The sequence below is a fragment of the Rhizobium sp. PDO1-076 genome (assembly GCF_000247475.1).
Lineage (GTDB): Bacteria > Pseudomonadota > Alphaproteobacteria > Rhizobiales > Rhizobiaceae > Allorhizobium.
Genome location: NZ_AHZC01000077.1, coordinates 1 through 18,830, shown reverse-complemented (window position 1 = coordinate 18,830; position 18,830 = coordinate 1). Strand labels below are relative to the sequence as shown.

At 59.2% G+C, this 18,830-nt stretch carries 21 protein-coding genes and 1 pseudogene; 15 read left to right on the top strand and 7 right to left on the bottom strand.

The window, feature by feature from the left end; translation table 11 throughout:
- The first annotated feature begins 67 nt into the window (after window positions 1-67).
- The 6 genes from PDO_RS06210 (at window position 68) to PDO_RS06185 (ending at window position 6,037) form a co-directional block, all read left to right on the top strand.
- Window positions 68-772: a metal-dependent hydrolase gene (locus tag PDO_RS06210; RefSeq protein WP_007599310.1), complete on the top strand. Its 705-nt coding sequence runs from the start codon at window positions 68-70 to the stop codon at window positions 770-772.
- A 68-nt stretch (window positions 773-840) separates the two neighbouring features.
- Window positions 841-1,128 (top strand): Asp-tRNA(Asn)/Glu-tRNA(Gln) amidotransferase subunit GatC, encoded by a 288-nt coding sequence (gene gatC, locus PDO_RS06205; RefSeq protein ID WP_007599308.1) that lies wholly within the window; start codon window positions 841-843, stop codon window positions 1,126-1,128.
- A gap of 88 nt (window positions 1,129-1,216) precedes the next feature.
- Entirely contained in the window at window positions 1,217-2,698 is a 1,482-nt protein-coding gene (gene gatA / locus PDO_RS06200; protein ID WP_007599306.1) for an Asp-tRNA(Asn)/Glu-tRNA(Gln) amidotransferase subunit GatA, read from the top strand.
- Between the two features lie 85 nt (window positions 2,699-2,783).
- Complete coding sequence (locus PDO_RS06195; RefSeq protein WP_244426364.1) at window positions 2,784-3,893, top strand: glycosyltransferase; 1,110 nt, start codon at window positions 2,784-2,786, stop codon at window positions 3,891-3,893.
- The gene (locus tag PDO_RS06190; protein ID WP_007599302.1) at window positions 3,890-5,386 is read left to right on the top strand and encodes an ArnT family glycosyltransferase; all 1,497 of its coding nucleotides are present in this window, start codon (window positions 3,890-3,892) and stop codon (window positions 5,384-5,386) included. The genes PDO_RS06195 and PDO_RS06190 overlap by 4 nt, the downstream gene beginning before the upstream one ends.
- A 141-nt stretch (window positions 5,387-5,527) precedes the next feature.
- The gene (locus PDO_RS06185; protein WP_007599299.1) at window positions 5,528-6,037 is read left to right on the top strand and encodes a GNAT family N-acetyltransferase; all 510 of its coding nucleotides are present in this window, start codon (window positions 5,528-5,530) and stop codon (window positions 6,035-6,037) included.
- Here the strand turns inward: PDO_RS06185 and PDO_RS06180 are convergent.
- Window positions 6,034-6,366 carry a DUF1294 domain-containing protein gene (locus PDO_RS06180; RefSeq protein ID WP_007599298.1) on the bottom strand — a complete coding sequence of 111 codons (333 nt, stop codon included), beginning with the start codon at window positions 6,364-6,366 and terminating at the stop codon, window positions 6,034-6,036. The two genes, PDO_RS06185 and PDO_RS06180, sit on opposite strands and share 4 nt — an antisense overlap.
- Before the next feature lie 149 nt (window positions 6,367-6,515).
- Here PDO_RS06180 and gatB point away from each other — a divergent pair, with 149 nt between their 5' ends.
- The 7 genes and pseudogenes from gatB (at window position 6,516) to PDO_RS06145 (ending at window position 11,702) form a co-directional block, all read left to right on the top strand.
- Window positions 6,516-8,021 carry an Asp-tRNA(Asn)/Glu-tRNA(Gln) amidotransferase subunit GatB gene (gatB, locus tag PDO_RS06175; protein WP_007599296.1) on the top strand — a complete coding sequence of 502 codons (1,506 nt, stop codon included), beginning with the start codon at window positions 6,516-6,518 and terminating at the stop codon, window positions 8,019-8,021.
- A 4-nt stretch (window positions 8,022-8,025) separates the two neighbouring features.
- Window positions 8,026-8,523, top strand: coding sequence for a GNAT family N-acetyltransferase (locus PDO_RS06170; protein ID WP_007599294.1), 498 nt, complete (start codon window positions 8,026-8,028; stop codon window positions 8,521-8,523).
- A gap of 86 nt (window positions 8,524-8,609) precedes the next feature.
- Window positions 8,610-9,077, top strand: a complete 468-nt coding sequence (locus PDO_RS06165; RefSeq protein ID WP_007599293.1) for a GNAT family N-acetyltransferase — start codon at window positions 8,610-8,612, stop codon at window positions 9,075-9,077.
- A 127-nt stretch (window positions 9,078-9,204) separates the two neighbouring features.
- Entirely contained in the window at window positions 9,205-9,603 is a 399-nt protein-coding gene (locus PDO_RS06160; protein ID WP_007599291.1) for an NADH:ubiquinone oxidoreductase subunit NDUFA12, read from the top strand.
- A gap of 146 nt (window positions 9,604-9,749) precedes the next feature.
- Window positions 9,750-10,154 (top strand): annotated as a pseudogene (locus PDO_RS28955) (DUF2155 domain-containing protein); the annotation flags it as partial.
- 558 nt (window positions 10,155-10,712) lie between these two features.
- Window positions 10,713-10,952, top strand: a complete 240-nt coding sequence (locus PDO_RS06150) for a hypothetical protein (RefSeq protein ID WP_007599287.1) — start codon at window positions 10,713-10,715, stop codon at window positions 10,950-10,952.
- 276 nt (window positions 10,953-11,228) lie between these two features.
- The gene (locus PDO_RS06145; protein WP_085995751.1) at window positions 11,229-11,702 is read left to right on the top strand and encodes a VOC family protein; all 474 of its coding nucleotides are present in this window, start codon (window positions 11,229-11,231) and stop codon (window positions 11,700-11,702) included.
- 70 nt (window positions 11,703-11,772) lie between these two features.
- Here PDO_RS06145 and PDO_RS06140 read toward each other — a convergent pair whose 3' ends face one another.
- The 6 genes from PDO_RS06140 to PDO_RS06115 form a co-directional block, all read right to left on the bottom strand.
- On the bottom strand, window positions 11,773-13,074 hold the full coding sequence (locus PDO_RS06140) for a ParB N-terminal domain-containing protein (protein WP_007599282.1): 1,302 nt from the start codon (window positions 13,072-13,074) through the stop codon (window positions 11,773-11,775).
- A 92-nt stretch (window positions 13,075-13,166) separates the two neighbouring features.
- Window positions 13,167-13,781 (bottom strand): leucyl/phenylalanyl-tRNA--protein transferase, encoded by a 615-nt coding sequence (gene aat, locus PDO_RS06135; protein ID WP_037072780.1) that lies wholly within the window; start codon window positions 13,779-13,781, stop codon window positions 13,167-13,169.
- 4 nt (window positions 13,782-13,785) lie between these two features.
- Window positions 13,786-15,138: an acetyl-CoA carboxylase biotin carboxylase subunit gene (gene accC, locus PDO_RS06130; protein WP_007599280.1), complete on the bottom strand. Its 1,353-nt coding sequence runs from the start codon at window positions 15,136-15,138 to the stop codon at window positions 13,786-13,788.
- Window positions 15,139-15,142: 4 nt separating this feature from the next.
- On the bottom strand, window positions 15,143-15,610 hold the full coding sequence (gene accB, locus PDO_RS06125; protein ID WP_007599279.1) for an acetyl-CoA carboxylase biotin carboxyl carrier protein: 468 nt from the start codon (window positions 15,608-15,610) through the stop codon (window positions 15,143-15,145).
- Between the two features lie 21 nt (window positions 15,611-15,631).
- The gene (gene aroQ / locus PDO_RS06120; protein WP_007599278.1) at window positions 15,632-16,069 is read right to left on the bottom strand and encodes a type II 3-dehydroquinate dehydratase; all 438 of its coding nucleotides are present in this window, start codon (window positions 16,067-16,069) and stop codon (window positions 15,632-15,634) included.
- A 148-nt stretch (window positions 16,070-16,217) separates the two neighbouring features.
- On the bottom strand, window positions 16,218-16,979 hold the full coding sequence (locus tag PDO_RS06115) for a DsbA family protein (RefSeq protein WP_007599277.1): 762 nt from the start codon (window positions 16,977-16,979) through the stop codon (window positions 16,218-16,220).
- Between the two features lie 192 nt (window positions 16,980-17,171).
- On the opposite strand from PDO_RS06115, the gene PDO_RS06110 reads away from it, so the two are divergent.
- Window positions 17,172-18,329: a pyridoxal phosphate-dependent aminotransferase gene (locus PDO_RS06110; protein WP_007599275.1), complete on the top strand. Its 1,158-nt coding sequence runs from the start codon at window positions 17,172-17,174 to the stop codon at window positions 18,327-18,329.
- A 133-nt stretch (window positions 18,330-18,462) separates the two neighbouring features.
- On the top strand, window positions 18,463-18,830 hold a 368-nt coding region (locus PDO_RS06105; protein ID WP_037072793.1), incomplete at its 3' end, for a GNAT family N-acetyltransferase.

Below are 18,830 nucleotides of genomic sequence, written 5' to 3'. Positions count from 1 at the left end.
CGCGCATATGCCATATCTGATGGCGAGGGAACCCGTTACCCTTTCGACGTTATTCTAGGAGTTATTCATGAAGATCACCTGGCTCGGCCATTCCGCCTTCCGGCTCGACACCTCCAAGGCGAGCATATTGATCGATCCGTTTCTGACCGGCAATCCGGGCTTCGCCGGCCTCGATGCCAAGGACACGGCGTCCGGCATCACCCATATTCTCCTCACACACGGTCACGGCGACCATGTCGGCGATACGATCCGCCTGGCAAAGGACACCGGCGCGACTGTGCTCGCCAATGCCGATCTGGCCGCCTGGCTGGGCTCCAAGGGCGTCGAGAAGCTGGAGATGGGCAACACCGGCGGCACCGTGCATTTCGAGGGCTTTTCCGCTACCTTCACCAACGCCCTGCACTCGTCAGCACAACTGACCGAGGACGGCGTCTCCCATTCGCTCGGCAGTGCCAATGGTCTGATGCTGCATTTCGACGGCGATGCCTCGCTGCTGCATATGGGCGACACCGACATCTTCTCCGACATGAAGCTGATCCAGGAACTGCATCAGCCCGACATCGGTCTGGTTCCGATCGGCGATCGTTTCACCATGGGCGGCGCGGTTGCAGCACTGGCCTGCCAGCGCTTCTTCGACTTCAAGACGGCCATTCCCTGTCACTATGGCAGCTTCCCGATTATCGACCAGACGCCGGAGAAATTCGTCGCGGGAATGGAGGGCACGCGCACCAAGGTTGTCACCCCTTCGGCCGGTCTTGCCCTGCAGCTCTGACAAATCCCCGTTGCACCCGCGCTTGACGGCCATTATAGCGAAGAAAACAGCTTATCTGGAGAATGCCGATGTCCGTTGATCTCGCAACCGTCAAGCGCGTCGCGCGCCTTGCCCGCATCGCTGTCAGCGAGGAGGAGGCAGAGCGCATGACCGGCGAACTGAACGGCATTCTCGGCTTCGTCGAGCAATTGTCCGAAGTCGATGTCACCGGTATCGAGCCGATGACATCGGTGACGCCGATGGCGATGAAAAAGCGCCATGACGTCGTCACCGACGGCGACAAGGCAGATGCCATCGTCGCCAATGCGCCGCAGACCGACCGCAATTTCTTCATGGTGCCGAAGGTCGTCGAATAAGCGCGGGCCTCGCCTGCCGCTTGTCCGCTGCCGCATCCTCTCCCTATTGCGCCTGTCAAAGGCGCTGACAGTCTGAAGTGAACCGACCATGACCGAACTGACCAGCCTCACCATTGCCGAAGCCCGCGCCAAACTGGCGGCGAAGGAGATCAAGGCCGTCGAACTGACCCAGGCCTATATCCAGGCAATCGAGGCCGCCAACCCTGAAATCAACGCCTATGTCGCCGTGACGCCCGAGATCGCGCTCGACATGGCCAAGGCCTCGGATGCCCGCATCGCCGACGGCAAGGCCGGCGTGCTGGAAGGCATCCCGCTCGGCGTCAAGGATCTGTTCGCCACCAAGGGCGTGCACACCCAGGCCTGCAGCCACATCCTCGACGGATTCAAGCCGGAATACGAATCGACCGTCACCCAGAACCTGTGGGACGCGGGCGCTGTCATGCTCGGCAAGCTCAACATGGACGAATTCGCCATGGGCTCGTCGAACGAGAGCTCCTATTACGGTCCGGTCGTCAATCCATGGAAGGCCACGGGCTCCGATGAAAAGCTCGTGCCCGGCGGCTCGTCCGGTGGCTCGGCCGCAGCCGTTGCTGCCCATCTGTGTGCCGGCGCGACCGCGACCGATACCGGCGGTTCGATCCGCCAGCCTGCCGCCTTCACCGGCACCGTCGGCATCAAGCCGACCTATGGCCGCGTGTCGCGCTGGGGCGTCGTCGCCTATGCGTCGTCGCTGGATCAGGCCGGCCCGATTGCCCGCGACGTGCGTGATGCCGCAATCCTGCTGAAGTCGATGGCCAGCGTCGATGCCAAGGACACGACTTCCGTCGATCTGCCGGTGCCGGATTATGAAGCAGCCCTCGGCCAATCGCTGAAGGGCATGAAGATCGGCATTCCGAAGGAATACCGCGTCGAAGGCATGTCCGATGAGATCGAAAAGCTCTGGGCTCAGGGTATCGCCTGGCTGAAGGATGCCGGTGCCGAGATCGTCGATATTTCGCTGCCGCACACCAAATACGCCCTGCCGGCCTATTACATCGTCGCACCAGCCGAAGCCTCGTCCAACCTCGCCCGTTACGATGGCGTGCGTTACGGCCTGCGCGTCGACGGCAAGGACATTGCCGACATGTACGAAAAAACCCGCGCCGAAGGCTTCGGCAAGGAAGTCAAACGCCGCATCATGGTCGGTACCTATGTCCTGTCGGCCGGTTATTACGACGCCTATTACCTCAAGGCCCAGAAGGTCCGCACGCTGATCAAGCGCGATTTCGAGACCGTCTTCAATGCCGGCGTCGATGCGATCCTCGCGCCGATCACCCCGTCATCGGCCTTTGCCATCGGCGACAAGGAACTGGCGGCCGATCCGGTCAAGATGTATCTGCAGGACGTCTTCACCATCACCTTGAACATGGCCGGCCTGCCGGGCATCTCCGTTCCCGCCGGCCTCGACTCCAAGGGCCTGCCGCTCGGCCTGCAGGTCATCGGCAAGCCGTTCGACGAAGAAACCCTGTTCAGGACCGCCCACGTCATCGAACAGGCCGCCGGCACGTTCACACCGGCGAAGTGGTGGTAGGGATTTACGTGATCCTGGCCTGCTTTGATGACTTTTGCAGATCGTGAAGTTCAGAAGGCGTTATGTATTCTGGCATTGATAGGCCGTGGCCGAAAACTTTAGGTATTCTTCAGTGGTTTCCAGAAAAATCTCGATAATCGCCCCAACTTTTAATGAAGTTGGAAACGTAATTCCTTTCATCGAAGGCGTGAAAACTGCTCTTCACGAACTGGACTGGGAAATATTGTTTGTCGATGACAATTCGACAGATGGAACCGCTCGCAAGATTTTTGAACACGCACATGATGATACACGTATTCGTGTCATAACTCGCTTGGATGACCGAGGTCTGGCGAAGTCCAGCATTCAAGGGATGCTGTCGGCAAAAGGTGATTTGCTGTGCGTGATGGACGCCGATGGTCAACATGATCCGTCGGTGGTGCGGGACATGATTTCAAAACTGGATGCGGATCATCTACAGATCGTAAGTGCCGCGAGGAGGTTGGACGATGATCGCTCCTCGGATGCGCTTTCGCCAATGCGTCAGAAACTTTCCCACTTTGGCAATTGGCTTAGCGGTCTCGTACTGGGGCGCAAGCTCGGCGATCCATTGACCGGTTTTTTTCTCATGACGCGCGACTCCTTCCTCCATGTTGCGCCGAGGCTTGGAGATCCGGGATTTAAGCTGTTGCTGGACATACTTTATTCCGACAAGTCGCTTCGTCATGCTGAGGTACCGTTTGATTTTGGTTCACGGATGCATGGCGCTTCCAAGTTGGACAGCCACGTTATCTGGAAGTTCGTTACTTTCCTGATGAGCAAAATGACGGGCAGCATATTGCCGCCCAATCTGATTTCATTTCTTTTTGTCGGCGGCACTGGCGTCTTCATACATTTTTCCGTGCTCTACACGGTGTTGGGCATGTCGGCGCCTTTCATGGTGGCACAGGTGGCTGCCACTTTGGTTGCTGCAACCAGCAATTTTCTGCTGAACAATCTTCTGACATTCCAGGACCGTCGCTTGCGAGGTCTGGCAAAGTTCTGGGGTTACCTGAAGTTTCTTGCGGTGTCTTCCGTCGGCATTGTCGCGAATGTGTCGGCAGCAACCTTGGCCTATGAGCGCCTTGTGCATGTTGTCTTTATTGCCACTCTTGCGGGGATTGCTATCGATACCGTCTGGAAATTCGTTATCGCCAATCGGTTCATCTGGAAATGACGGACAAATCCAGCGCGAATGCGATTGAATTAGACGACGCAAGGCGTGTCAGCGAACTGCTGTGGCTTACCCTGGCCATTCTCGTTTGCTTGCGGGTATTTTCACGCCTTGTTCAGCAGTCTTTTTTCTTCGACGGGACGATTTACTCGAGTATAGCTCGCAATCTGGCTGAGGGTATTGGCTCCGCTTGGCACCTCCAGTTTTCCAAGACGCTTTTTCCCCTGTTTGCGGAGCATCCTCCATTGATGATGATGATCCAGTCGGTGGGCTTCCGCTTGTTCGGGGACACGACGCTTGTCGACAGAGGCTTCACGCTGCTGACGTTCTTGGGCAGCGGAGTGATTTTGTTGTGTATTTGGCGAAGACTGAACGAAGATGACTGGGTTTCCAGGCTTGCAGCGCCCTTGGCGCTGATCTTTGCGTTGATTGCAGGCCGTGTCAGTTGGGCCTTCGCCAACGGGTTGCTGGAAAACCTGTTGATTGTCTTTACATCGGTGGCCGTATTGTTGGTGGTGGAAGCCTATCGAGAGGCACATGTTACCAGTTGGATGCGGCGTATAGGTTTGATGATCGCGGCGGCGACAGCAGTCTTTCTTGCGTTGATGACAAAAGGCCCGGTCGGACTGTTTCCTCTGGCAACGCCTGGGCTCTATTGGCTCGCGTTCCGGCGTCCCTCTTTTTCTCAGGTTCTTGTTGATAGCATTATTATCTTAGCCGTGATTGCAGCGCTGTTTGCCGTGCTGTGGAAATTTGATGGTCCTCGGGAGGCTGTAGAGCGATATTGGTCAATCCAAATCCTATCGAGCCTTTCTGGTGAGCGAGGCAATACAAGTGGCGGCTGGTCGGCAGCCAGGACTTTGTTGCGGGTGAATGCATATCCGCTGCTGATCACATTGGGTATTTTCGTATGGGCTTGGGTTTCCCGAAATAACGTACATAGGCTTAGGCTTCGAGATGTTAGGTCGAGGCGTGCCATCTTCCTGCTGCTCGTCGGATTCTCGGCATCACTGCCATTGTTGGTCAGCCCTCGTGTGTCCAGTTTCTACTTTAATCCGTCTTTGCTCTATTTCGGTGCCGGATTGGCCACGCTCTGTGTGCCGCTAGCCATCAGTCTGCTGAGTGGTGTTGGCAGCTCTCCAATGATTTGGACGCGTCGTGGGCTATATACGGGATTGGTCGCCAGTCTTGTGTACGTCGCGTCGCTGACAGGCAGCTTAGGCCGCGACGGCCCGCAGATTTTGGATGCCCAGAAAATAGCGTCTTACATGTGCTCAAGTGATAGGCTTTGTTCCAGAGTTATATCAACGTGTGGCGAAGTTTGGCAAAACTGGGCTCTGCATGCCTATTTACAGCGCAGCCATAAATTGAGTCTGGCGCCTGTTCTCACCGACGACATGAACTATCTGCTCGCAGATGAGAGTTGTGACGTAGATGCGTCTGGGTTCAAGGACGTGGGTATCGGACTGTCGCAGTACAGGCTTTTGCAGCGCTGAGCCGAAACGCATGGTTGGGCCATATGCCAAGCAAAATGCTACCGCATTCAGGCGCTTATTCGGCGGTGGCACATCTTGTATCTTGAAGACTGGAAAAATCTCGCACGGGATGGTCTACTGCCGTCAACAAGTGGAGCGTCGATGATCACCATCCGGAGCGCAAGGCTGGAAGAAGCGGATCTGCTGGCCGAGATCGGCGTTCGCGCCTGGGAAAAGGCGATGATCACGGTCGGCGATACGCGGTCGATGGTGGACAATGCCCGCGCCTCCTTCCGTCATTTTACCCACAAGGGATGGGTGACGATCATGGTGGCCGACAGGGGCGGTTTTGCTGCCGGATGGGCTGCCCGCGAAGATCTCGACGAGAACATCACAGACTTCTGGATCGATCCTGACCAGCAGCGTCTGGGGTTGGGATCTGCCCTGCTGGAGGCAGTTGAGGCCGAGATCGTGCGGCAAGGGTTCGACAAGGCTAGCCTTCAGACCCATGCGATGAACATCGAAGCGATCGGATTTTTCGAGAAACATGGCTATGCGGTGAACTGGCTGACCATTGCCTACAATCCGAAACTCGACCGCGACGTCCAGTCCGTCGGCCTTTCGAAGCAGTTGGTGGCGGTGGAGCCACTGGGCTATGGGCAGGAATTCTAATGCGATGGCATCAGCTTGATCAGATGTTCTGCGGCTGAGAGCACCTGTTGCGGCGCCAGCAGCAGGATCAGTGCTACCGCTGACTGCAGGACGAATAGGCATGGCAACAACAGGCGAAACGGCGGCTTGCGCGTCTTGTGCCGCAACAGGCGTTGGCAGAGAAAGGCCCCGGTTCCGCCGCCCGTTACGGCAAGGAAAATCAGCGTGCTTTCCCTGACCCGCCAACCACCCTCGCGTGCAGAAATTTTGTCAAACGCGTAGATGCAAAACACCACGACATTGTAGAGCGCCGCAAGTGCAGCCACGGTGAGGATTGTTTCGCTTGCCATGGCAGGCAGCTTATTCCACCCGGGTTAAGCGATTTCCTCCACCGGGCTTGCCATCATCCTGAGACAGGCCGGACGTCACAAGCCTTGCACCGTCGGCCCATTTGCTCTACCTCACGAGCCCATAGACCCACGCATGACACGAGCATCCGATGACCCTGGTAGACACGCGCACACCCGATCCGAAACGCTTCATCCCCGGCGCCACAGGCGACTGGGAAATCGTCATCGGCATGGAAGTCCATGCCCAGGTGATGAGCAATTCCAAGCTGTTTTCGGGTGCGTCGACGGTCTTCGGCAATGCGCCGAATTCCAACGTCTCGCTCGTCGATGCCGCCATGCCCGGCATGCTGCCTGTGATCAACGAGGAATGCGTGGCCCAGGCCGTGCGCACCGGTCTCGGCCTGAAAGCCCAGATCAACAAGCGCTCGATCTTCGACCGCAAGAACTATTTCTATCCCGACTTGCCGCAGGGCTACCAGATTTCGCAGTTCAAGGATCCGATCGTCGGTGAAGGCAAGATCATCATCTCGCTCGGCCCCGACCGTCAGGGCCAGTTCGAGGACATCGAGATCGGTATCGAGCGCCTGCACCTGGAACAGGATGCCGGCAAGTCAATGCATGACCAGCATCCGACCATGTCCTATGTCGACCTCAACCGCTCGGGCGTCGCGCTGATGGAAATCGTCTCGAAGCCCGACATGCGTTCGTCCGACGAAGCCAAGGCCTACATGACCAAACTGCGCTCGATCGTGCGTTATCTCGGCACCTGCGACGGCAACATGGACGAGGGCTCCATGCGCGCCGACGTCAACGTCTCCGTGCGCAAGCCCGGCGGCGAATTCGGCACGCGCTGCGAAATCAAGAACGTCAACTCGATCCGCTTCATCGGCCAGGCGATCGAATACGAGGCCCGTCGCCAGATCGCGATCATCGAGGATGGCGGCACGATCGATCAGGAAACCCGCCTCTTCGATCCGGGCAAGGGCGAGACACGCTCGATGCGCTCCAAGGAAGATGCGCATGACTATCGCTATTTCCCCGATCCTGACCTGCTGCCGCTCGAATTCGACGACGCCTTCATCGAGAACCTGAAGAAGGATCTGCCGGAACTGCCCGACGACAAGAAGGCCCGCTTCGTCGCCGAGCTTGGCCTGTCGATCTATGATGCCTCGGTTCTGGTGTCTGAGAAGGCAATCGCAGACTATTTCGAAGCCGTGGCCGATGGCCGCGATGGCAAGATCGCCGCCAACTGGGTTATCAACGACCTGCTGGGTGCCTTGAACAAAGCCGGCAAAGGCATTGAAGAGACTCCGGTTTCCCCCGCCCAGCTCGGTGGCATAATCGACCTGATCAAGGCCGAGACCATTTCCGGCAAGATTGCCAAGGACCTGTTCGAGATCGTCTTCAACGAAGGCGGCGACCCGGCCGAAATCGTCGAGACCCGCGGCATGAAGCAGGTCACCGACACCGGCGCCATCGAAAAGGCCGTTGACGAGATCATCGCCGCCAATCCCGATCAGGTTGCCAAGGTGCTCGCCAAGCCGACGCTCGCCGGCTGGTTTGTCGGCCAGGTGATGAAGTCCACCGGTGGCAAGGCCAACCCGCAGGCGGTCCAGGCGCTAGTCAAGGCCAAGCTCGGCATTGTCGAGGAGTAGGCCCTTGTATTTCGTCCGCACCGCCGGTGAAGGCGATATCCAGTCGCTGCGGTCGCTGCTCGAAACGACATTCCACGCGACCTATGACGCGGTCTACGGGCCGGCCAAGGTCAAGGAACTGATCGACAGCTGGCATTCGCAGGTGGCTCTCAAGGCGCGGGTGCACCAGAAGGGCGGCGAGTTTCTCGTCGCCGACAATGGCAAGCGCATCGGCGGCATGGCCTTTGCCGCGATGTCGGACAAGCTCGCCAAGACGGCTATGCTCTACCAGCTCTACGTCCATCCCGATTGCCAGCGCCAGGGCATCGGCCGCGATCTGTTCGCCGAGATCGAGAGCTGCTTTCCCGATGCCGAGATCATGCGGCTGGAAGTCGAGCCGAAGAACCTCGGCGCCGTCGCCTTCTACGAGGCGCATGGCTTTGTCGAAGTCGACAGGACGAAGAATTGCGGCGGCCCCAATAGCGGCATCGAAGCGCTGATCATGGAAAAGCCGCTGCTGTAATCGGCTTTCGGCTCTTGCCCGTCATCAATCTGTCGCGAACCTCACTGTAGTTCTGCGCGTCTTGAAGAGATCGGGAGAGACTTTGCATGCAGGATACAGATGTGCGGATCCGTGTCGCGCGGGCGGAAGACGTTGCACAGATCGCCGCGCTGTTTGCCGATGACGCGCTGGGCGGGCATGGCGATACCACCGACCCGCAGGCTTTGCCGGACTATCTTGCCGCCTTTGCCCGCATCGCCGCCTCGCCGAACGAAACGCTGTATGTGGCGGAGAAACACGGCGACGTCGTCGGCACCTTCCAGACCATGGTCACTACGACGATGACCGCGCGCGGATCATCCTCGATGATCATCGAGGCGGTCCAGACACGGGCCGATTGCCGCGGGCAGGGGATCGGCGCCATCATGATCGGTTTTGCCGTCGAGCGTGCCCGCGCCGAGCACATGCGCCTCGTTCAGCTGACCTCGAATGCCGCGCGCACGGATGCCCACCGCTTCTACGCGCGGCTCGGTTTTGCGCCGAGCCACCTGGGGTTCAAGTTGAAGCTGAAATGACGGGGTGCGACCGCGAATCACTGGACAAGCGAAAGGCAAGGCGGCATAAGCAAGAAGATATTATACGGTGCCGCCTATGTTTAGAGCGCCCGTATGTTGGGCTTCGGCTGAAATCCAAGGACACGACATGAAGCAGTTTCTGTTGCAAATTTTCACCTGGTGGAATGGTCAGACCATGGGTACCCGCTTCTTCACCTGGCGCAACGGCAAGCGCGTCGGCGAAGATGAAGCAGGCAATGTCTATTATGAAGGCGGCACCACGTCCTTCGGCCTTCCGCGCCGCTGGGTGATCTACAAGGGTTATGCCGACGCGTCGAAAATCCCGGCCGGCTGGCACGGCTGGATGCACTACCGCACCGACGTCGCCCCGCCGAAGGACAACTACAAGCCGGCCGATTGGCAGCTCCCGCATCGCGAGAACCTGACCGGCACCTCCGCTGCCTATCGTCCTCCGGGTTCGATCGCCGTTGCCGGCGAGCGTCCGCGTGTCACCGGCGACTACGACGCCTGGACGCCCGGCAACTGATCAGCCGGCCACGAATACCCGATTTGGCCATAATTCGCCGTTAGGGCCTCTCTCGTGAGGCCCTTGTCGTATCTGGGCCTTGAGATGAATTGACTGTGAAAGAGCGGCAGATGAAGCGTCCGGAACGAAACAGCGGTTTGCCTGCTATGGCGCTTTCGGCCCTTGGTGCGGCACTCCTGACCGCCGTCTTCGTTTCGACACCGGCCCATGCCGCGCGCCTTGAAAATCCGGTTGCCGAATTCGCCGGCATCGACAAGATCACCGGCCGCATCACCAGCTTCGATGTCTATGTCAACGAGACCGTGCAGTTCGGCGCGCTGCAGGTCACGCCGAAGGTCTGCTATTCCCGCGACCAGACCGAAGCCCAGAAGATCGACGCCTTTGTCGAAGTCGACGAAATCACCCTCGACCGCAAGATCCGCCGGATCTTTTCCGGCTGGATGTTTGCCGACAGCCCGGCGCTGAACGCCGTCGAACACGCGATCTATGACGTCTGGCTGACCGGCTGCAAGGCGAGCTCGGAGGTTCCGGCCCCCCTCGGCGTCAAGGCTGTGCAAGCGGCCCCCGAACCGGTCAAGGCTGCTGAAACGCCGGCGACCGGCGCAACCACCGCTCAGCCCGCCGGCAATGCAGGCGCCGCCACATCGCCAGCAGCTGTAGCGCCAGACCCCACAGCGGCACAGCCCACACCGCCACAGCCCACACAGACAGAGCCCGCACTCGCAGAGCCCGCACCGGGCGCTGTCCCGCCGCTCGATGCGCCGCAGGAGATCCCCGACGAGACTTTCGGCGAAACCCTGCCGCCCGCCGATTTCCCGCAGGACGCCAATCCCGAGTTTCAGGGGCAGCAGCCGCAGCCTCCCGTCCTGACAGCGCCCCCAGGCGCCGGCCTCTACTAAAGGCCGCAGTCTTCTTTCTCGGCATCCGCACCCCGTGTCGGGCAGAGATAGCCGGCAGGCCGGAGGCGCTGTTTCATCCGCCGCCGCGATATGCGCCATATGTCCGCCTCCCGAAATGCTCAGGCAAGCGGCAGTGCCTCCGTCAACGCTTAGCGATTGACATCCCCGGCAATAGAGAACAGGAAGAGAACGAACAGGAGTTCTCCCACCATGTCCCTCTCCGAAAAATTCATCGTCCTTCCCTTCAAGAAGAACCGCGGCAATGTCGTGCCGGGCGAGATGCGCCAGGCCTCGAGCGCCGCCTCCGCCGAAAAGATCGCCACTGCCATGTCCGCCCGCCACCTCGGCGTCGCCGCCTATTCGATCCAGGTCGACGAGGAAAGCGGCGACATGACCAGCCCCAAGCTGATCATCGCCTTCGGCGAGACGGCGGATTTGACGACCAACTGACGCGTCTTCGGGGACGCCAAGATGCCCCTCCCAAACCCTCCCCACAAAGGGGAGAGCTTAAACCGGCCGCGACCTCCGCGCCTGGGTCGAACGGGAACTCATCCGCTAGGAATGAGCGGCATCCGCTCGTCCTCTCCCCCCTTGTGGGGAAGATGGCCGGCAGGCCAGTGGGGGCTTCTGGCCTTTGTCCCGCTCCGAACCATGCCCCCTTGACGCAACCGCCCCGCAGGCGTGCAATGCAGGGATGTCCGCATCCGAGGAGGAAAGACCATGGCAATGCCGAAGAACACCATCTGCATCTGGTACGACAAGGACGCCGAAGTTGCCGCCCGCTTCTACGCGACGGTCTTCCCCGACAGCCAAGTCAAGGCCGTCATCCGCGCACCAGCCGACTTTCCCTCCGGCAAGGCCGGCGATGTCCTGACCGTCGATTTCACCGTCGCCGGCATCCCCTGCATGGGCATCAACGGCGGCCCCACCTTCAAACATTCGGAAGCCTTTTCCTTCCAGATCGCCACCGACGACCAGGAAGAAACCGATCGCTACTGGAACGCCATCGTCGGCAATGGCGGCCAGGAAAGCGCCTGCGGCTGGTGCAAGGACAAATGGGCAATCAACTGGCAGATCACGCCCCGAACCCTGATGGAAGCCCTGTCGGCCGGCGGAGACGAGGCGAAGCGGGCTTTTGAAGCGATGATGGAGATGGGGAAGATTGACGTGGCGAAGATTGAGGCGGCGAGGCGGGGGTGAGGTGATAGACTCGCACAGAGTTACAGCCGTCGCCAAAAAGTCTAACCCAATAGGTTTATGTACATATTTTCTAAGCCCGCAGGCATAGAACGATAAGTTCCGATAGCGTCTCCCACAGCATCTTCAAGTGATCAGGAGAGACACTGAAATTCGGCGAGTGGACGTATCGATTTAGAGTGTCCAAGGAGACTACATCCTCATTTTGTTTTAGTTTGCTGATTGCACCAACGTATTTTTTGTCTATTTTTCCTGTTTGGTAGAGATCGTCAGCTACTTTAGTGACTTTAATTCCGAGCTTGTCATTGGCGGATACGTCACTCACCTGACGTCGCTTTATGTAGTTGTCGATCGAGAGTTCTAATAGTACGCGTAGTAACACAGACACCGCATTGGGTGTCTCGTTCATGTCCAACTTGTATTGTAATTCTTCCCAAACGGCGCGATGGCGATGAAGGTGCCCCTGCCAGGTTACCTCGTAAGCAACATCTGGGATTAGATGCGGCCAGGCCCGAGGGCGCGGAGGTGCCGGTTCTCGAAGGGGAGGGGACACCTCGGTTGTAGCTTGCGTCACGGCCTTTGACGTTTGCTTAGCCCTCGGCAACACCCCTTCGACCTCAAGAGAGTCCAGATATACTACCTTTGAATTCGTATCCCAGATGTTGTCCAGTGTTACAGCGCGACTCGCGAGGTCGTTAGCAACCCGCTGTAATGCCAACAGTGTTTCCGCCTCATCGCGGACTATTTCAAGCTTGCCCTTGCTGACTGAGATACCCAATCGATTTCGTAGGGGCTCGGCAGATAGCAGGCGGTTAAGGTTCGAGCGCGGGATCTTCCGCTCAGGAAGTAGTTTAGCCTCCCTAAGTCGCTTCTCAATCTCGTCCGCTACGTTGAGGCTCCCACCTCTGCCGGTACGATCGATGAAATTGGTCTTCATCCTATCGTTCCAAGTGCTTTGGCCAATGCCGCCTTGTACACCCGTGTGTCGCCGGTAAAGAATGTCGTCTACGCGGTCTCGGTCGCTTTCGACTTGGCATTCAATCTTGTCGGGAAAGGGGCCTGTCCATTCCGCACGACAGTCTGCGAAAAACTTCTGGAGTTCGACTGTTGGCGCGCGGCGGGGCGCTGCGAGAAGCTTTAGGCAGGTTGTACGGCGATTTCCGTCTGCCACAATGTACTTGTCACCTGATGGAAACACGAGCGGGGGCTCGAAGATCTCCCCTTTTGCGACGATATCTTTGGCAAGACTCCGCATATGCTGCTCATGAGAAGCAAAGAGTTGCGCTATTGCCGCGGTTTCGTTCTCAAGTTCACCATGTCGATCGTTCGCGGGGTTTACGATTAACGATGCCAAAGGTAGCTTTCTGTACGCCATGCATTCTCCTCCACCGCAGAAAACGAGCATGGTGCAGTATAATGGTCAATCAGTAATTGAGATTATCTTGCGATCGGAGGCCCCACACCCCCCTAAAACCCAACAGCCCCACTCTCCATCGCCCGCTCCAGCAACACCCCATACGCAGCCTTGGGAATATCCACAGCCCCGAACGTCTTCAAATGCTCGGTGGTGAACTGCGTGTCGAGCAGCGTGAACCCGCGTTCTCTCAGCCGCTCCACCAGATAGACGAGACAAATCTTCGACGCATTGGTGCGCCTCGAAAACATGCTCTCGCCGAAAAACGCCGATCCCAAAGACACCCCGTAAAGCCCGCCGACCAGTTCGTCGCCCTCCCACGCCTCGACGCTGTGGGCATGGCCGAGCCTGTGCAGAGCGCCGTAGAGATCGCGGATCTGCTGGTTGATCCAGGTGCTGGGACGGTCGTCCGCCGCTTCGGCGCATTTGGCCACCACCGCGTCGAACATCGTGTCGAAACGGATGTCGAATGGTTTCTGGCGGATCGCCTTGGCGAGACTTTTGGAAATGTGGAAATCATCCAGCGGCAGGATGCCGCGGATATCGGGTTCGACCCAGAACAGTTCGGGGTCGTCGGCCGAATCCGACATCGGGAAAAGCCCGATGGAATAGGCGCGCAGCAGGAGCTCCGGTGTTATCCCTTGGTCCCTGCTGCGCCGCCCAGCCATGTGGTTATGTGGCCGATGTTTCGGCCAGATAGTTTTCCAGCCAGTGGATGTCGTAGTCGCCATTGGCGATGTCCTGGTTGGACACGAGGTCCTGGAACAGCGGCAATGTCGTCTTGATCCCGTCGACGACGAATTCGTCGAGCACGCGGCGCAGGCGCATCATGCATTCGACGCGGGTGCGTCCATGCACGATCAGCTTGCCGATCAGGCTGTCATAATAAGGCGGGATCTTGTAGCCGGCATAGACGCCACTGTCGACGCGCACGCCGAGGCCACCCGGTGCATGGAAATGCGTGATCGTGCCGGGCGACGGTACGAAGGTGCGCGGATCCTCGGCATTGATGCGGCATTCGATGGCGTGTCCCGAGAAGACCACCTGGTCCTGTGTGACCGAGAGACCGGCGCCCGATGCGACGCGGATCTGCTCATGTACGAGGTCGATGCCGGTGATCGCTTCGGTGATCGGATGCTCGACCTGCAGGCGGGTGTTCATCTCGATGAAGAAGAACTCGCCGTTTTCGTAGAGGAATTCGATCGTGCCGGCGCCCCGGTACTTCATCTTCTTCATCGCATCGGCGCAGATCTGGCCGATCTTCATCCGCTGCTCGACATTGAGGGCAGGGGAATTGGCTTCTTCCCAGACCTTCTGGTGGCGGCGCTGCAAAGAGCAGTCGCGTTCACCGAGATGGATCGCATTGCCGGCGCCGTCACCGACCACCTGCACTTCGATATGGCGCGGCTTGCCGAGGTATTTTTCCATGTAGACGGCGTCGTTGCCGAAGGCAGCCAGGGCCTCGGATCGTGCCGTCGAAACGGCCTCTTCCAGCTCTTCTTCGGTCTTGGCGACCTTCATGCCGCGGCCGCCGCCACCGGCGGTTGCCTTGATCAGAACCGGGAAGCCGATCTGGCGGGCGATTTCCAGCGCGTTTTCCGGCAGGACTTCGCCATCCGAACCCGGAACGACGGGAATTCCGAGCTCGACGGCGGTCTTTTTCGCCGTGATCTTGTCACCCATCAGGCGGATGTGTTCCGCGGTCGGTCCGATGAAGGTGATGCCGTGGGCGTCGAGGATATCGGCAAACTTGGCATTTTCCGACAGGAAGCCGTAGCCCGGATGCACTGCGTCGGCGCCGGTGATTTCGCAGGCGGCGACGATCTGATGGATGTTGAGATAGCTGTCGCGCGACGGCGGCGGGCCGATGCACACGCTTTCGTCGGCCAGGCGCACATGCATGGCATTGGCGTCAGCGGTGGAATGCACGGCAACGGTGGCGATGCCGAGTTCCTTGCAGGCGCGCAGCACGCGCAGGGCGATTTCGCCGCGATTGGCGATGAGGATCTTTGAAATAGCGGTCATCGGCTTACTCGATGACGACGAGCGGCTCGCCGTATTCTACCGGGCTGCCGTCTTCGACCAGGATTTCGACAACCTTGCCCGAACGCGGGGCCGGGATCTGGTTCATCGTCTTCATCGCTTCGATGATCAGGAGTGTCTGGCCTTCCTTGACGGTCGCACCCACTTCGACGAAGGCGCGTGCACCCGGAGCAGGCGACAGATAGACGGTGCCGACCATCGGTGCGGTCAGGGCCTTGGACAGGTCGCGCGCAGCAGCAACCGGAGCAGCAGCAGCAGCAACCGCCGCCGGTGCGGCAGCAACCGGCTGGGCATAGGCCTGCATCTGCGGCATCATGACCTGTGTGCCGTTGCGCGAAACGCGGATGCGCAGGTCGTCCTGCTCGACTTCAATCTCGGTCAGATCCGTTTCGTTGAGGATGTTCGCCAGATCACGGATCAGCGCCTGATCGATACCCGATTTCTTCTCAGCCATGGATGATGTCCTGTATTCTTGTTATTGCGTGATGTTTTTCAGCGCCTGCAGCGCCAGGATGTAACTTAAGGGTCCAAAACCGCAGATAACCCCTTTGACGGCGGGCGCTATCATCGATTTGTGGCGGAATTCCTCGCGTGCATGCACGTTCGAGATATGCACTTCGATCACCGGCACCGGGATGGCGCGGATCGCGTCATGCAGGCCAACGGACGTATGCGTATAGGCGCCTGCATTGAAGGCAACGCCAGCTGCCTTTTCGCCGGCCTCGTGCAGCCAGTCGATCAATACGCCTTCATGGTTCGACTGGCGGAAGTCCACCTCAAGCCCGAGTTCCAGGCCGGCTGCCTTGCAGTCCGCCTCGATGTCGGCGAGTGTCTTGCCGCCATAGATCCCCGGTTCCCGCTTGCCGAGGGCATTCAGGTTGGGGCCATTCAGAACAAAAATGGTCTTTGTCATCTACAGTTCCGTCGGTTTTCAACCGCCTCCTATAGACCGCGCGGCCCTGCAGGGAAAGCCCTTTGCCACAATAGCGAAGGACCTTCCCCGGAAAATGCCACTAGGGTTAAGGCAGGAACGGTTGTCCCCGAGCCGAGGGCTTGCGGTCTCAGCAGGTCGCCTTGCCGCAGGAGCGCATATTGGCGACCTTGGCTTCGAGGGCTTCGGAGCCGACGGCGCCGAAAACGGCTTCGTTCCCGAGGATATAGGACGGAGTTCCGGTAATGCCGAGGCTGGTTGCCAGCTGATAGGCCTCCTGCACCGAAGCATCGTTCGGGCTGTCCTTCATCTTGGCACGCAGGGCCTCTTCAGTCAGGCCGAGACCGACGGCGATCGCAATGGCGCTCTCTTCCGAGGCGCGGCCGTCCGATGTCATCATCGCGTGGAAAAAGTCCGGATATTTTTCCGGCGAAAGCTTCCGCACCGCATCGGATACCTTGTGGGCCGCAACCGATTCCGGTCCGAGGATCGGGAACTCCTTCAAAACGAAGCGGATGTTCTTGTCCTTCTCCAGCAGTGCGCTCATGTCGTCATGCGCACGGCGGCAATAGCCGCAATTGTAGTCGAAGAACTCGACCAGCGTCACATCGCCCTTCGGGTTGCCGATGGCGATGTCATGTTCCGACGAGAACAGCGCGTCCTTGTGGTCGGCAACGGCCGAGGAGGCCTTCTTCAGCCGCGCCTCTTCCTGCTTCTTCTGCAGCGCATCCTGCACGTCCAGCATGATCTCCGGATTTTCGATCAGGTATTCACGGACGAATTCGCCGATTTCCTTTTTCTGCGTCTCGTCGAGCGCGCTGGCAGGCATGGGCAGCATGGCCGGAAGGAGAACCAGTGCCGTGGCGGCGATCGTCTTGAAATTCAGAGCCATGTCTTTCCTCGTCTTGAATTCTGCCAGCCGGCAATCGGCCCAGGCGATATCGGGCGGTGGCATCGGTAACCTAACCCTTGCCTCAGGCAAGCGAAATCGCAAAATTGCCGGCCCTTTGTCCCTCTCGCCATTGTGAAGGCCGCAGCTTTGCGGCAAATGTCAGGCGCATTCTATGACAGGAGCGTCCATTCCGTGCTTTCCATTTCAAAACGCAGCGCAGTCGAGCCTTTTCATGCCATGGATATCCTCGCGGAGGCCACAAGACGTCGCCAGGCCGGCAAGCCGGTCATCTCCATGGCGGTCGGCCAGCCCGGGCATCCCGCACCCAGGGCCGCGCTGGCAGCCGCCCAGGCGGCCCTGGTTGCGGGTCGAATTGGCTACACGGATGCCTTGGGACTTGCCGCACTGCGCCAGGGTCTGGCCGATGACTATCGCGATCGCCACGGTATTGATGTCGATGCCGGTCGCATCATGATCACCACGGGGTCTTCCGCCGGCTTCAACCTTGCCTTCCTTTCGCTCTTCGATGTCGGCGATGCGGTCGCCATTGCCCGTCCAGGCTATCCCGCCTATCGGAGCATCCTGTCGGCCCTGGGGCTGATTGTCATCGAAGTGCCGGTCAGCGCCGAGACCGGCTATACCCTGACGCCCGAAAGTCTGGAACAGGCCCAGTCTTCCGCCGGTCTCCGCCTGAAAGGCGTGCTGCTGGCAAGCCCGGCCAATCCGACCGGAACGGTGACCTCTGCCGCCCAGCTCAAGGCGGTCTACGACTATTGCGAGGGGCATGGCATCGCGCTGATTTCCGACGAGATCTATCATGGCCTGACCTATGGCGCCGAAGAAGCATCCGCCCTCACCATCGGCAAGCAGGCGGTGGTGATCAATTCCTTCTCCAAATATTATTGCATGACCGGCTGGCGTATCGGCTGGATGGTGCTGCCGGAGGAACTCGTGCGCCCGATCGAATGTCTCGCCCAGAGCCTATACATCTCCGCGCCCGAACTGTCGCAGATCGCCGCGATCGCCGCCTTGGGTGCAACCGAAGAGCTGGAGCACTACAAGGAAAGCTGCCGCGCCAATCGCGACTTTCTTCTGCGCCGCCTGCCGGAACTCGGCCTGCCGCTGCTGTCGCCGATGGATGGCGCCTTCTATGCCTATGTCGATGCGACCCGCTACACCAATGACAGCATGGCCTTTGCAAAACGAATGCTGGCCGAGATCGATGTCGCGACGACGCCGGGCATGGATTTCGATCCTGTCGATGGCCATCTGGCGCTGCGCCTGTCTTATGCAGGCACCATGGCGGAGATGATCGAGGCGACGGACCGTCTCGCCGGATGGCTTGGTTGATCATTGAGGCAATGAGCGAAAAATATTCCGCATCAGGGACTTCGGTCCGTTTGCGGAATCAGTTTACCAATGTGTTGAATCAATACCTGAGGGCGACTTGCAGCAAGCCATCCTCGCGGAAAGGAACAGGCGGTTGTTTCAGCATCTCGTCGCGCAGCCACTGAAGTCGCCACCGGAAATTCTGACCGAACGGACGCGAATGCGTGCGCATCGGGTCGAGGATTTCCCGGCGATGACTGCCATGTGGGCGGAGGAGGCCGTTGTACGTTTCATTCTCGGCCGGCCATCCGCACCGTCTGAAACCTGGTCAAGACTGCTGCGCTACATCGGTCATTGGCAAGCTGTCGGCTTTGGCTACTGGGCTGTCGAGGATCGCCAGACCGGCGAATATCTGGGCGATACCGGCTTTGCCGACTATCAACGCGAAATCACCCCGCCGCTGGGCAATGTCCCCGAAGCCGGCTGGGCACTGGTCTCCACGGCGCAAGGCAAGGGGTTGGC

What these genes read in the sequence shown, in the direction of transcription:
- PDO_RS06190 (WP_007599302.1), top strand. Translation starts at nt 3,890, where the DNA reads ATGACGGACAAATCCAGCGCGAATGCGATTGAATTAGACGACGCAAGG.
- aat (WP_037072780.1), bottom strand. Translation starts at nt 13,781, where the DNA reads ATGGCTGGGCGGCGCAGCAGGGACCAAGGGATAACACCGGAGCTCCTG.
- accC (WP_007599280.1), bottom strand. Translation starts at nt 15,138, where the DNA reads ATGACCGCTATTTCAAAGATCCTCATCGCCAATCGCGGCGAAATCGCC.
- PDO_RS06210 (WP_007599310.1), top strand. Translation starts at nt 68, where the DNA reads ATGAAGATCACCTGGCTCGGCCATTCCGCCTTCCGGCTCGACACCTCC.
- PDO_RS06165 (WP_007599293.1), top strand. Translation starts at nt 8,610, where the DNA reads ATGCAGGATACAGATGTGCGGATCCGTGTCGCGCGGGCGGAAGACGTT.
- PDO_RS06145 (WP_085995751.1), top strand. Translation starts at nt 11,229, where the DNA reads ATGCCGAAGAACACCATCTGCATCTGGTACGACAAGGACGCCGAAGTT.
- accB (WP_007599279.1), bottom strand. Translation starts at nt 15,610, where the DNA reads ATGGCTGAGAAGAAATCGGGTATCGATCAGGCGCTGATCCGTGATCTG.
- PDO_RS06180 (WP_007599298.1), bottom strand. Translation starts at nt 6,366, where the DNA reads ATGGCAAGCGAAACAATCCTCACCGTGGCTGCACTTGCGGCGCTCTAC.
- PDO_RS06185 (WP_007599299.1), top strand. Translation starts at nt 5,528, where the DNA reads ATGATCACCATCCGGAGCGCAAGGCTGGAAGAAGCGGATCTGCTGGCC.
- gatB (WP_007599296.1), top strand. Translation starts at nt 6,516, where the DNA reads ATGACCCTGGTAGACACGCGCACACCCGATCCGAAACGCTTCATCCCC.
- gatC (WP_007599308.1), top strand. Translation starts at nt 841, where the DNA reads ATGTCCGTTGATCTCGCAACCGTCAAGCGCGTCGCGCGCCTTGCCCGC.
- PDO_RS06160 (WP_007599291.1), top strand. Translation starts at nt 9,205, where the DNA reads ATGAAGCAGTTTCTGTTGCAAATTTTCACCTGGTGGAATGGTCAGACC.
- gatA (WP_007599306.1), top strand. Translation starts at nt 1,217, where the DNA reads ATGACCGAACTGACCAGCCTCACCATTGCCGAAGCCCGCGCCAAACTG.
- PDO_RS06150 (WP_007599287.1), top strand. Translation starts at nt 10,713, where the DNA reads ATGTCCCTCTCCGAAAAATTCATCGTCCTTCCCTTCAAGAAGAACCGC.
- PDO_RS06140 (WP_007599282.1), bottom strand. Translation starts at nt 13,074, where the DNA reads ATGGCGTACAGAAAGCTACCTTTGGCATCGTTAATCGTAAACCCCGCG.
- aroQ (WP_007599278.1), bottom strand. Translation starts at nt 16,069, where the DNA reads ATGACAAAGACCATTTTTGTTCTGAATGGCCCCAACCTGAATGCCCTC.
- PDO_RS06115 (WP_007599277.1), bottom strand. Translation starts at nt 16,979, where the DNA reads ATGGCTCTGAATTTCAAGACGATCGCCGCCACGGCACTGGTTCTCCTT.